The 12,343-nt window shown below is 49.5% G+C and carries 13 protein-coding genes and 1 pseudogene; 1 reads left to right on the plus strand and 13 read right to left on the minus strand.

The genetic code is table 11. The features are described 5' to 3' along the window. Positions 1-330: 330 nt before the first annotated feature. The 9 genes and pseudogenes from Q0095_RS09085 to mqnP form a co-directional block, all read right to left on the minus strand. Positions 331-987 carry a 16S rRNA (uracil(1498)-N(3))-methyltransferase gene (locus tag Q0095_RS09085; protein WP_297883222.1) on the minus strand — a complete coding sequence of 219 codons (657 nt, stop codon included), beginning with the start codon at positions 985-987 and terminating at the stop codon, positions 331-333. Further along, positions 987-1,469 (minus strand): hypothetical protein, encoded by a 483-nt coding sequence (locus tag Q0095_RS09090; protein WP_297883211.1) that lies wholly within the window; start codon positions 1,467-1,469, stop codon positions 987-989. Before Q0095_RS09090 ends, Q0095_RS09085 begins: the two co-directional genes overlap by 1 nt. A 377-nt stretch (positions 1,470-1,846) precedes the next feature. Beyond that, on the minus strand, positions 1,847-2,068 hold the full coding sequence (locus tag Q0095_RS09095; RefSeq protein WP_297883212.1) for a hypothetical protein: 222 nt from the start codon (positions 2,066-2,068) through the stop codon (positions 1,847-1,849). Next, positions 2,068-2,649, minus strand: coding sequence for a 6-carboxytetrahydropterin synthase (locus Q0095_RS09100; RefSeq protein WP_297883213.1), 582 nt, complete (start codon positions 2,647-2,649; stop codon positions 2,068-2,070). The genes Q0095_RS09095 and Q0095_RS09100 overlap by 1 nt, the downstream gene beginning before the upstream one ends. Further along, entirely contained in the window at positions 2,646-3,386 is a 741-nt protein-coding gene (locus tag Q0095_RS09105; RefSeq protein ID WP_366806359.1) for a hypothetical protein, read from the minus strand. Before Q0095_RS09105 ends, Q0095_RS09100 begins: the two co-directional genes overlap by 4 nt. Next, positions 3,375-3,608: pseudogene (locus Q0095_RS10300) on the minus strand (7-carboxy-7-deazaguanine synthase QueE); the annotation flags it as partial. The pseudogene Q0095_RS10300 and the gene Q0095_RS09105, both read right to left, overlap by 12 nt. After that, positions 3,605-4,570: a GTP 3',8-cyclase MoaA gene (gene moaA, locus Q0095_RS09110; RefSeq protein WP_297883215.1), complete on the minus strand. Its 966-nt coding sequence runs from the start codon at positions 4,568-4,570 to the stop codon at positions 3,605-3,607. The pseudogene Q0095_RS10300 and the gene moaA, both read right to left, overlap by 4 nt. A gap of 80 nt (positions 4,571-4,650) precedes the next feature. After that, positions 4,651-5,010 (minus strand): hypothetical protein, encoded by a 360-nt coding sequence (locus Q0095_RS09115; protein WP_005869739.1) that lies wholly within the window; start codon positions 5,008-5,010, stop codon positions 4,651-4,653. A 9-nt stretch (positions 5,011-5,019) separates the two neighbouring features. Continuing rightward, a complete protein-coding gene (gene mqnP / locus Q0095_RS09120; RefSeq protein ID WP_297883216.1) occupies positions 5,020-5,889 on the minus strand; it encodes a menaquinone biosynthesis prenyltransferase MqnP in 870 nt (289 codons plus the stop codon). A 96-nt stretch (positions 5,890-5,985) separates the two neighbouring features. Between mqnP and miaA the strand changes: the two genes are divergently transcribed. Continuing rightward, the gene (miaA, locus tag Q0095_RS09125; protein WP_297883217.1) at positions 5,986-6,891 is read left to right on the plus strand and encodes a tRNA (adenosine(37)-N6)-dimethylallyltransferase MiaA; all 906 of its coding nucleotides are present in this window, start codon (positions 5,986-5,988) and stop codon (positions 6,889-6,891) included. A 147-nt stretch (positions 6,892-7,038) separates the two neighbouring features. Here the strand turns inward: miaA and Q0095_RS09130 are convergent, their stop codons facing one another. From Q0095_RS09130 to Q0095_RS09145, 4 genes are all read right to left on the minus strand, one after another. Further along, complete coding sequence (locus tag Q0095_RS09130; protein ID WP_297883218.1) at positions 7,039-7,641, minus strand: hypothetical protein; 603 nt, start codon at positions 7,639-7,641, stop codon at positions 7,039-7,041. Positions 7,642-7,695: 54 nt separating this feature from the next. Continuing rightward, a complete protein-coding gene (locus Q0095_RS09135) occupies positions 7,696-9,471 on the minus strand; it encodes an NADH-quinone oxidoreductase subunit N (protein ID WP_297883219.1) in 1,776 nt (591 codons plus the stop codon). Beyond that, positions 9,461-10,990 (minus strand): NADH-quinone oxidoreductase subunit M, encoded by a 1,530-nt coding sequence (locus Q0095_RS09140; RefSeq protein ID WP_297883220.1) that lies wholly within the window; start codon positions 10,988-10,990, stop codon positions 9,461-9,463. The genes Q0095_RS09135 and Q0095_RS09140 overlap by 11 nt, the downstream gene beginning before the upstream one ends. A 7-nt stretch (positions 10,991-10,997) precedes the next feature. Then, on the minus strand, positions 10,998-12,343 hold a 1,346-nt coding region (locus Q0095_RS09145), incomplete at its 5' end, for an NADH-quinone oxidoreductase subunit L (RefSeq protein WP_297883221.1).

Below are 12,343 nucleotides of genomic sequence, written 5' to 3' on the forward strand. Positions count from 1 at the left end.
TTTTGATGATTTTAAAAGGTTGCGATTATACAACTTTTTTATCTAAAAAGCAAATTTAAAGGGTTTTAAAAACTCTCGGCAAAGCGCTGATTTTCTTTTTGAACATGCTTTTTGGGTGCGAAAATTTTAAAATTTAGCCCGTTTGCGGGTAAAATTTTATTTCACCGCGACCTGCAGCGGCGTGCAAAATACAAGCGCGCGCGAATATACGCCGCGGCAAATACGCGTCGTGCGCCAAGCCGCCGATAAATATAGCAGATCGCGCAAGGCAAATTTTAAATTCCAAAATTTTAAGCGCGCGACTTTTAAATTTTAAAATTTGCCGAGCGTTTAAAACATCAGCTTCGCGCAAGTTGCGATCAGCGCGGTGTTTGAGCGCAAAATATAGGGGCTATTAAGCGCATAGGCTTTTTTAAATTTCTCCCTTTCGCGCGGCGAAAATCCGCCCTCCGGGCCTACGAACGCGATCTCATCGCCGCCGAAAATGTCGATGTTCTTGCCGCCAAAATCGATCAGGCTTACGTTTTCATATCTTTGTGCAAGCTCGTCCGAGCCGCCCAAAACCTCGATCTGCATGATGGAATTTCGCCCGCATTGCTGCGACGAGTTGATCAAAATCCGCTCCATCCTCTGCAGATCGAGCCGCACGTTTTTCTGCGACAGATCGGCATAGACCAAAACAAGCTGCCCGACGCCCATCTCGTTGAGCGCAGGCAGGCTCTTTTCGATCACGGCGCTCTCGACGACCGCCCAAGCGACGCAAAAATCGTGGCTAGGCGTAAAAACCGAGCTTTTAAAAACCAAATTCAGAGCCGCACCTTTGCGCGAAATTTCGGCGATCTCATATAGATAACTCGCCCCGTCCTTTAGATTTCGCACGTCTATGCGCTCGCCCGCCCTTGCTCGTCTGGCCTTTAGGTGTAAAAACTGATCATTCTGCAAAACTAGGCTCTGTTCGCCTGCAAGCTTATCGTAAAAATATACCATCAAATAACACTCGCTATCAAAATTATCGCTAAGCTTAGCCCCAAAATCACTCGCATTTTGCGCTGATACGGCGCAAAGTTTTGACTTAGATACGCTATTTTCAGCCGTTTGTACGATACCGCGCTAAGCGCGATCATCGCTAGCGATCCGACCGCCATAAAGTAAATTTTAAAGCTCAGATCAAAGCGCAGCACCGCTAGCATCACGCTTCCGCTAATTATCAGCGCCGCGATGCACGAATAATAGATCGGCAAAAACAGCCTGATGCGCCTAAGAAATCTAAGCCCAGATCTGCTCTTTTGCTTTAAATTTTCAGCTTGCGGCGCAGAGACGGCGGAATTTAAAGCCTTGCCGCGAGGGCAAAATTCTGCCGCCGCGTCTATTTTAAGCTGGGTAAAGATCAGATAAATTATCGTTAAAATCGCCGCAGCTAGCGCGAAAAATTTATGAAAACCCAGGGCGCTTTGATACAGATAATCCATCACTTCCGCCGGAGGGTTAAATTTGCAGGATAAAATTTTGCGCGGCTAGAGCCAAAACGATTAAATTTAGACGCAAATTTTTTCGGCGCGAGATAAAGCAGACCTATTCCGTGCCTTTGAAATTTTAAAAACCATTCAAAGCGGCTGCGGATATTTGTTGCGTCAAAATTTACCGCGTGCGCGTTCAACCCCGATTTCGCGCCGTATCTCTCGCGCCAAGAATGAAATTTTGCGGATAGAGCTTTATAAAATTTAAAATTTCTTTGCGCAAATCGCACGGGTAAAAATGACGCTAAAATCGCGCTTGTGCGCCGCATACAAACCACGCAAATTTCAAAAAATTCCAAATTTAGACGCCGATTTTTCAACGCTCCGCCCTATTCGGTCACCGGAAGCGGCGGCATATCGGCGTTTATATCGACTTTGGGCTCGCTAGGCGCGATAGGCACATCCTTCGGCACCTCGCTATCTACCGGCGGCTTTCGCAAGGTGTCCTTTTTCTCATCGTCGCAACCGCCCAAAGCAAGCGCGCAGGCAAAGACTGCGCACGCGGCAAAAATGCGAACGAGCCCCGCGCCAAATTTAAATAAATTTCTCATCAGCAATCCTTTGGATAGATGATTTTTTCGCCGCGCAGTAGCTTTTGCCAAAACTCCGGCTGCCTCCACTCCTCGCGCACGGCGGGCGAGAATTCTATCTCATCCAGCGCGATCTCGCCCATCTGCGCGTTGTAGGCGTCCTCGCGGAAGCACTGCGCGTAGCCGGTGGCCGTTTCGTGTACGATGACGCTGTGAAGCTTTACTTCGCGCTCACCGTTTTGCATCTGAGTCAGGCTCAAAAGTCGGTCCACAAGGACGAAAAAAATTCTACAAAACTGCTCCGCGCTCGGATTTAGCGGTATCTGCACCCAGCGTGCGCTGTGTTTTTTCAGATCCGCGATGTAGCTCGCATCATCGCGCGCATAGATCGTCACGGCGTGGTCAAAACTATCGATAAGCTCGCGGATACCGAGCTTCATGTAGCCGAAGTCATACACCATCCCCGCTTCATCCAAAAAATTTGAGCTAAGCAAAATTTCACATCTGTATGAGTGGCCGTGGATGCTCGTGCGACACCGCTTCGAACCGCACAGGCGCACGATGTGAGCGTTTTCGAATTCGTATAATTTCCTGATTATCATACCCCGTCCTTCTCGCCCCAAATTCTAATGTGCAGGCGATCGGAGTAATTATAGCCGTTTTTTAGGCAAAAATCCACGCAAAATTGCGCGGCGCTTTCCAGCTCGCGACGATCTGCGCCGCACGGCATGCAATAAACCTCGCCGCCGCATGCCGCTAAAATTTCAGCGATCTCAGGCTGCGCGTCAAACTCGGGCGAGATCACGAACTTGTAAAAGCTATCCTTTGCGTTTTGCCTTAAGCTTCGTAGCGCGGCAAAGCTCAACCTGCGTTCGCGCGGCTCGGCAGAGTTTGAGAGCTTAGGCGAGATCGCAAATACGCAGCTTTTGTAAGCGGGAAAATTTTCAAAATCCACTAAAATCGTGCCGTTGGTCTCAAAATGCACCGCGTGTCCGCGTGCGAGCAACTCGCAGACGAACTCGTAAAATAGCACCTCTTTGTGATGTAACATCGGCTCGCCGCCGGTGATAACGATGATCGGCTTTTGATAAAGCTTAGCGCTCTGCGACGCGGCAGCGCTTTGCGGATCTAAATTTAAAGAATTCTGCGCCGCGGAATTTAAAGAATTCTCGTTCGTTAAATTTAAAGAATTTTTTGCGCTACCGTTTGAGCGGGGAGGCGTTTGTGCGGCGGAATTTAACGTATCGCTTTCAGAAAAGGGTTCGGCGGCGCAAAAACCCGGCGCAGGGCACGCAGGTGCGGAGCGAGAAAGATCGAATAAATTTGGAATTTTATTCAAAAGCTGGGCTAAATTTAAAATTTCTTCGTGCTCAAAGTGGCTCGTAAAAACCGCGCGGATCGTATCGCAGCCGCGCAAGATCTCGCCGGTCTTTGGCGAAATGCGCTCGCCGCCGAAGCCCGCACAGCGCAGATTACAGCCCGCAAAGCGAAAGAAAAACGCGAGCCTGCCCGCATATTTGCCCTCGCCTTGGATACTTAAAAAGCTCTCAACAAGCCTCATCCGCCCGTCTCGTAAAATGCGCGGCTTGAAATTTCATTCGAAGCGTCCGTTTGCCAGCGATTTTTTTCGGGCTTATTCGCTAAAATTTTAGCCAAAATTTCGGCGGCTGCGGCGATGTCGCCCTCTTTGACCGCCTTTTTGATACTTAGTGCGTCCTCGAAGTAAAGACAAGGGATCAAAAGCCCCTCGGCGCTTAGTCTGATGCGGTTGCAACTCTCGCAAAAATCGTGCTTGTGCGGATCGATGATACCGAAGGTGTAGCCGTCCCCGAGCGCGTAAAGCGACGCGGGCGAGCTCTGCGATTTCGGCAGAGCGGTAAAGATAAATTTACGCCTTAAAATATCTAAAATTTCACTCGATTTTAAGCCTGTAAGATCGCCGGCATGGGTGTTTTCCATAAATTCTATAAAGCGGATCTGGCAATCCTTCTCGCGGGCAAATTCCAGCAAATAAATAAGCTCGTCGTCGTTGATCCCTTTTAGCGCGACGGTGTTTAGCTTGACCTTTAGTCCCGCTTCAAGCGCGGCGTCAAGGCCTTCTAGGACGTTATAAAGCACGCCGCGCTGGGCTATAAATTTAGCTCGCTCCGGGCGCAACGAGTCAAGCGACATATTGATGCGCTTTAGCCCCGCGTCTTTCAGGGCGCGCGCGTAGTTTTTGAGATAATATCCGTTGGTGGTAAGCGCAAGATCGATACCCGGAGCGTAATCCGCGATCATCTTTATAAAATCCTCGATCCCCTTTCGCACCAGTGGTTCGCCGCCGGTGATACGGATCTTTTTTACGCCGCCGTCAATCGCAACCTTGACGAATAAAAACATCTCCTCAAAGCTTAAAATATTCTCTCGCGGCACCCAATTAAACGGCGTACTCGGCATGCAATATCTGCATCTGAAATTACACCGCTGCGTAACTGAAATGCGCAAATAATCGATCGTTCGTCCAAATTTATCAATTAGCATATTTTGCCTTAATATCAATTTGCGGCGATTATATAAAAAACAAGGCGATTTTGCAAAATTTTATTTTTATATTGCTCCGGCTATTTTCTTACCGAGCCGATGAGCTCTTTAAGCTGGTCCAGAAGCGGTCTGATCTGCTTTTCTACCCGCTCGTCGATCATCGTAGGCACTACATCTAGTCTCTGCTCTATCGTCTCGTCGATTACGTCGGCAATCGCGTTTATATCGATATTAGGAGCGACTTTACCGCCCGAATCGATCATCTCTTTTAGCTCCTCGACTTTCTTTTTAAGCAGATAATTTTCCTGCATAGCATCGGTCAATACCTGATCGAAGCGCTCGAATTTTTTATCCGCTTGCTTATCCTTAAAATATATGACGAAAAACATCAAAAATATAACGACGCAAAGTCCTAAAATGATGATAGTGTTAAGATCCATAGGGGTTCCTTAAAATAAATTTACAAAAATAAAAGCAAAAAACGCAATGCCCAAATAGCCATTCAGCGTAAAAAACGCGCGATCGATCTTACTGAAATCACTACGTACGATCCTATGCTCAAAGTACAGGATCGTCGCGCACGCAGCCACGCCAAGATAGGCAAAAAAGCCTAAATTTGCCGCCGCGCAAAACAGCAGCCAAAAAAGCACCGCCACGGCGTGAAAAATTTTAGAGATAAACATCGACGCTTCCTTGCCGTAAAGCGCAGGGATGCTGTAAAGCCCTGCCGTGCGGTCAAATTCCATATCTTGAAGCGAATACAGCACATCAAAGCCGCCCACCCAAAATACTACCCCGAGGCATAGCAGCGCCGACCATAGCGGAATTGTGCCGCTAACGGCGATCGCGCCCGCAATCGGCGCAAGCCCCAAGCAAAAGCCTAGCATCAAATGTGCGGTCTCGCTAAAGCGCTTAAAATACGAATACCCACCCAATGCCGCTAAAATCGGCACCGAAAGCTTAAACGCCAAAGGATTTATAAACGCCGAAACCGCTATGAAAACCACCGCGTTTGCGATGATGAAAAGCAGTAAATTTCCGCGCCCGATCCGTCCGTCCACGCTGGGGCGCGAAGCGCAGCGCGGATTGGCGCGGTCGATGTCCTCGTCCAAGTAGCGATTTAGCGCCATTGCGAAGCTTCTCGCGCTTACCGCGCATAAAATCCCTAAACAAAGCAACTTCCAGCCGAACCATACCGAGCCGTTTTGCAGCTTGCTTGCGGTAATCATCGCCGTAAAGATAAACGGCAGCGCAAAAACCGAATGTTTAAAAACTATTAATTCGTTGATGTCGGATAAAATTTCTTTAAATTTAGCCATTTCGCCCCTTATTTTGGGCACTATTGTATCAAAAAAAAGTAAGAATAGCTCTAAATTTGATATAATTTGAACGAAAAATTTACGAAAGGAAACGCCTTGAGCCAAAATCAAAACTCGCACGCAAGCCCACAGATCGCGATCATCGGCACTACAGCAAGCGGCAAAAGCGATCTTGCGCTAAGTATCGCGCGAAAGATCGGCGCCGTGATTTTGAGCCTCGATTCGCTCTGCATTTACCGGCAGATTGACATCGCAAGCGCCAAGCCAAGCGAGGAGCAGCTGCGCGAGATCAGGCACTTCGGCGTAAATTTAATCTATCCAAACGAATACTTTAGTGTCGGCGAGTTTATCAAAGAATACGCAGCCGCGCGGGCTTTTGCAGAGCGTAGGGGTGCGCCTTTGATAATCACTGGGGGCAGCGGATTTTATCTAAAGGCGATGCTAAGCGGGCTAGCGCCGAAGGTTCCCGATTTTAAAAGTGAAATTTCAAACGATGAAATTTACGCTCTAGCGCTGCGGATCGATCCGGAATTTGCCGCAAAGCTTAGCGCGGCGGACAGCTTTCGGTTAAAAAAATGGCTAAGCATCTATAAATTTTGCGGCGAGGCGCCGAGTAAATTTCTGCGCGAAAACACCGCCTCGCCCGTGATTTCGGATATTAAAATTTTTGAGATCGAGGCGCCCAAGCAGTGGCTTGCAGGACGCATCGAAGCACGCACGAAGGCGATGTTTGAGCGCGGGCTTTTAGAGGAGGCGGAGTTTTTATTCGCCCGCTATGGCGCGGAGTGTAGGGCGCTAGGCTGCATCGGACTAAAGGAGTGCGGGCAGCTTTTGCGCGGGCAGATCTCGCGGGCGCAGTGCGAGCAGCTCGTAAGCCTGCACACGGTACAGCTTGCAAAGCGCCAGCGCACCTTCAACCGCTCGCAGTTCGCGGATAAAATTTCAGCGCCGCCGCAAGAGCTGGAGCGTGAAATTTTAAAGCTCCTTCGCCGCGAGATTTAAAATCGAAATTTATCAAAATTTGCGCGTTTGCTAAAAAACAACGGAGCAAGGGAGTAAAATTTAGATTTAATTTACCGCGCTGAATCGCGTCTTTAAAATTTTGCGGGTCGCGCCAAGGTCTCGTGCGGCGCGGAATTTCGATTAAATTTAATCGCCTTCGCAAATATCAAAGCTAAATTTATCGTTGTCAAGCCTACTGAAATTTTGATTTTCCGCGCTTGCGTTGCGCTTGAAAATAAAGGCGTAGCCGTATTTCTCGAAGTGCTGCGAACTGTTTTTTAGCCCAACGACGCAAAGCTCGTAAGTGCCGCTTTGCAAGCCAAGTTTGAGCGTGGAATTAAATTTTCGCATCTTGCCCGCAGCGCCGCTTTGGCACTCATAGCCTAGCTCGAGTTCGTCGCTTTTTAGCTCATCGAAATGATACTGCAAAGCATCGAAACTCGCTAGGATCGCGGAGTTGCTTTGCGGGGCGAAATACAGCCTATCCCGCTTGAAAGCTACTTCGTAGCCCGCAGACGGCGCAAACTCCTCGTCAATGCAAACGAAGATCTCATAGCTGCGCACCGTAAGCGGGTAGAAGGGTAAAGCTTTAGCGCCCTTTACGGCGTCATAAAACAGCTGCTTGTGCGCGTCCCAGTAGCTTAGAAGCTTTTTTGCTCTGCATTTTCGCTCCTTTAAAAACTCACTCAAATCGCGCACATCAAGCAGCGCAAAACCGTAGCCGTCAGCACTTAGCTCGCCCAAAAACATATCTCTCCTTGTTGGCAAAGCGCGATGGGTTCAATTCGCGCTTAAAATTTTAGCTCAATACCCGCTTAAAAAGACGAAATTATTTACCGCGCCGGTTAGGAATTTTACTAAAAACGGCGCCAGCACGCATGCTACGCTAGCTAGTACGACGGCAAATTTTATCTGCACCGAGACCGCGCTCAGCGAGCCGTCAAGCTCCGCGTCCTTTCGCGGCTCGTGCAAAAACATACGCACGATGAGGCGCAGATAGTAATACAGCGCGAGCGCGCTATTTACCGCCATGATAACGGCGAGGGCGAAGTAGCCCGAATTGACCGCGGCGCTTAGCAGATACATCTTGCCCCAAAACACGCTAAACGGCGGAATGCCTGCAAGCGAGAGCATGAAGATCGCCGCGCATAGCGCAAAAAGCGGATGGGTGCGGATCAGCCCGTCAAATTTCTCAAACGGATGCTCGAAGCGAGCCGCGAACTTGGAGCTTTGTTCGCAAATTTCGGCGCCTAGCTCGCAAGTTTCAGTGCTGAAAGGGATCGCTTCCGCGCCGGGCTCGCTCTCTTTAAAATTTTGCTCATTTTCTTTGAAATTTTGCTCGCCTGCTTTAAAGCTCCGCTCATTGCAAGTTAAATTTTGTCCGTTCTCGCTCAAATTTAACTCGCCGGCAAAGCTCGGCTCGCGATTTTGCGAAAAAGCGGGCCTTGGGTTTGAGATAGAGCTCTCGCCGTTTGCGTTTAAATTTAAAGCGGGGCTTTGGGTTTTAAATTTTAAATTTAACGAGCGCGCACGCCTTTGCCGCACGCACCAGATGAAGGCAAACGCGCCGAGATTGGCCGCGGCGTATAGGATCCAGTAGGTGAAAAGTGCGGCGTTTGCCTGCGTCGAGCCGATCACGATCGCGCAGAGCACGAAGCCTGCGTGCGAAATGGAGCTGAAAGCGAGCATCCGCTTGACGTCGCGCTGTACGAGCGCCATGAGGTTCGCTAAGCTCATCGTAAGCACCGCTACGGCGTAGAGCACGATGTTTAGCCACTGCACGCCGATGCTTTGCAGCGCTTCAAATAGCCTGATCGCCACGACAAAGCCCGCGATCTTGGGCACGACGGACAAAAAGCCCGCCATAGCCGAGCTCGCGCCCTCGTAAACGTCGGGCGTCCAGGTGTGAAACGGGATCAGCGAGAGCTTAAATCCTATCGAGACGATCATAAATGAGCAGGCGGCGAAAAGCAAAACATTGGTTTGTAAATTTGAACTCTTGGCGATCTGCGCGATGTTTGAAATTTCCATAGAGCCGGTCGATAGAAAAAACATCGCCGCGCCGAATGCGAAAAAGCCCGATCCCAGCGCGCCCATTATGAAGTATTTTAGCGCCGCTTCGACCGATCTGGCGCGGTTGTGAAGCGCGATTAGCGTATAAAGCGCCAGCGAGCCCGTCTCAAGCCCAACGAGGATCATCATTAAGCTTTCGCTCGCGACCATAAACTCATAGCCCACGAGCACGAATAAAAACAGCACGAAAAACTCCGCCGTGTGGTACTCGTGCGCACTTCTTGCACCCAAAGATAGAAAGATGAAAAATATCGAGCCTGCGAGCATAATAAGCATCGATAGCGTCGCGATTCCGTCCACCAGCATTACGTCGAAAAGCCCGCGTATGCCGCTGTTGTATCCAAAAACGAGCCCGAAGCCCAGAGCTAGCGCCAGTATCGTGATGACGGCGTAAAATTTATACGATAGCGTGCGCGCAAAAAGCGAAACCGCGAGCATCAGCAGGGCAAATCCTCCAAGTATCGCCATAGGCGCGATCGAGGCTAAATTTAAAAGATTATTTTGCATCGCTTCTTACCTTAAAATTTGCTTTTTCCATATAGGCGCGAGTCGCAGTCTGAGAGGCTTTGTTAAACATCAGCTCAAGGCTTTGCGTCACGCTGGGCTCGATGCTCTTTAGCATCAAATTTGGCGCGACGCCCAGCACTACCACCAGCACGCAGATCGGGACGATAGAGCAAAGCTCGGTTCTGTTTAGATCGCTTAGCTTTTTATTCTCCTCATGCACGAGCGCGCCGAAGAAGGTCTTTTTATAAAGATTCATCGAATAGATCGCGCCCATTATGATGCCGAGTCCGCCCAAAAGCGCATAGCTAAAGCTTATTTTAAAAATCCCCGCAAGGCTTAAGAATTCTCCCACAAAGCCGATCGTAAGCGGAAGTCCTATCGAGCCTAGCAGCACGACGCAAAAGCAAAACGCATAAAGCGGCATCACCCGCGCAAGCCCGCCGAACTCGCTGAAAAGCTTCGTGTGTCTGCGGTCGTATAAAAAGCCCACGAGCATAAAGAGCCCGCCGCTTACTATGCCGTGGCTTATCATCAAAAATACCGCACCGCTCATTCCTTCGCGGCTCATTGAAAAAATTCCAAGCATTATGACGCCCATATGCGCGATCGAGCTATACGCGATAACCTGTTTGATATCCTTCTGCGCAAAGGCGATTAAGCTCGCATAGATGATCATAACGATCGCTACGGCGCACATCATCCCGCTAAAATGCACGCTCGCGTCGGGAAATAGCGGCAGCGAAAATCGCACGAAGCCGTATGTGCCCATCTTAAGAAGCACCGCGGCAAGCAGAACCGAGCCTATCGTAGGGGCCTGCCCGTGCGCGTACGGAAGCCAGGTATGAAAAGGAAAGCAAGGCGTCTTGATCGCAAAAGCGACCGAAAATGCCAAAAATAGAGGAATTTGCGTGCTAAGCGGCAGCGATAGGCTCTGCCAGTCTAGGATATTAAAGCTGTACTCGCCCGTAGCCTCGTGATAGAAATAGCTCATCGCTACGAGCCCTACGAGCAGAAACATCGAGCCTAAAAAAGTGTAGATGAAAAATTTTACCGCGGCGTAAATCCTCTTGCCGCTGCCCCAAGCGCCGATGATATAGAGCATAGGAATAAGCGAAAGCTCCCAAAAGATGTAAAACAAAATCGCATCCAGCGCCACGAAAACGCCCACCATCGTCATCTCTAAAAACAAAATGCAGATGATTAAATTTTTGGCGCGCTCTTTAATGCTTAGACTAAGCAGCGCTAAAAATGTAACCAGCGTGCTTAGGATCACCAAAAACAGCGAAATTCCGTCCACGCCGATGAAGTAGTTGATGCCGTATTCGCTTATGAAAGGGTGCAGCACGCTAAACGCGATGCCGTCCACCGGCTCGTAGAGTATCCACAAAACGAGTGAAAGCACGAACTCTATAAAGCTCATCGTAACGGCGTAGGTCTTAATGCTCGCTTCGTCGATCAAAAAGCCTAAAACCGCAGCTACCGCCGGAAAAAATATAACCAAACTTAAAAAGTATTCCATGCCCACCTCACAGCGCAAACGCCAAAATCAGCAAAATGAAAGATCCCAAAACCATCCACCTTAAATTTGCGCTCAAATCTCCACTATTGCTTACGCGATCCGCGCCTTCGCCGCTTTTTACCGCGATGCGAGCGATCAGATCGACGCTGGCGTCTATGATCGCGCCGTCACATTTAGCGCAGATCTCGCTAAGCCTTTCGTATCCGCGCACGATCACGCGCTCGTAAATTTGCGGGATAAAATACTGAGCAATCAAAATTTTATAAAATTTGCAGTTCTTTAAATTTTGACTAAATTTACCTTTGCCGTATGTCCAAATCGTGCCGATCGCCACCGCGCTTATCATCGCTAGCGTTAGGGCGATCAAAATTACCTCCACGCCGTGCGGGATTGAAGCTTTAAAGCCCGGAAGTATGCTAAGCACGAACTCCGCAAAATCGTGCTCGAAAAAGCCTGCGATCACCGCAGGCACGGCTAATACGCCCATCGCGATGAGGGCAAAGCCTTTCGCCTCGTGCGGATGGTGGATAAATTTTTGCTTGCCGAAAAACACGAGCATTATTAGGCGCACGCTGTAAAACGTCGTCATCGCAGCGCCCACAAACAGCAGCGCCCAGATAAAATACGCGTCCGCGCTCCACGCCGCTTCTAAAATTTTATCTTTTGAGAAAAAGCCCGCGAACGGATAAAATCCGCAAAGCGCGAGCGAGCCTATGCACATTAAAATCGCCGTAGGTCGCATAAACTTATATAATCCGCCCATATTTTGGATATTTAGATCGTCTTTCATCGCGTGCATTACGTTGCCCGCGCCCAAAAATAGAAGCGCCTTGAAAAACGCATGCGTCGCCAGATGAAATAGTGCGATCCAATACGCCCCAAGCCCCGCGGCTACGAACATATAGCCAAGCTGCGAAAGCGTGGAGTAGGCGATGATCTTTTTAAGATCGTTATGAACCAGCGCCATCGAAGCCGCAAAGACCGCCACAAAAGCGCCCAAGCAGACGATGAAGCCGCTTACTTCGGGCGCGAGCGCGAAAATTGCATTTGCGCGGATCACCAGATAAACGCCCGCCGTAACCATCGTCGCTGCGTGAATGAGCGCAGATACGGGCGTCGGACCCGCCATCGCATCTGCCAGCCAGGTATGGAACGGAAACTGCGCGCTTTTGCCCATCGCGCCGATAAATAAAAGTGCGGCGATCAGGGTTAAAATTTCAGGCTCCAAGCTCGCTGCGTTCGCAAACACCACCTCGTAGCGCAACGAGCCGAAATTTAAATATATTAGAAAAATTCCAAGCAACATTCCAAGGTCTGCGATGCGGTTCATTATGAAAGCTTCGTTGGCGCACC

It is taken from the genome of uncultured Campylobacter sp. (assembly GCF_938045535.1).
Taxonomy (GTDB): domain Bacteria; phylum Campylobacterota; class Campylobacteria; order Campylobacterales; family Campylobacteraceae; genus Campylobacter_B.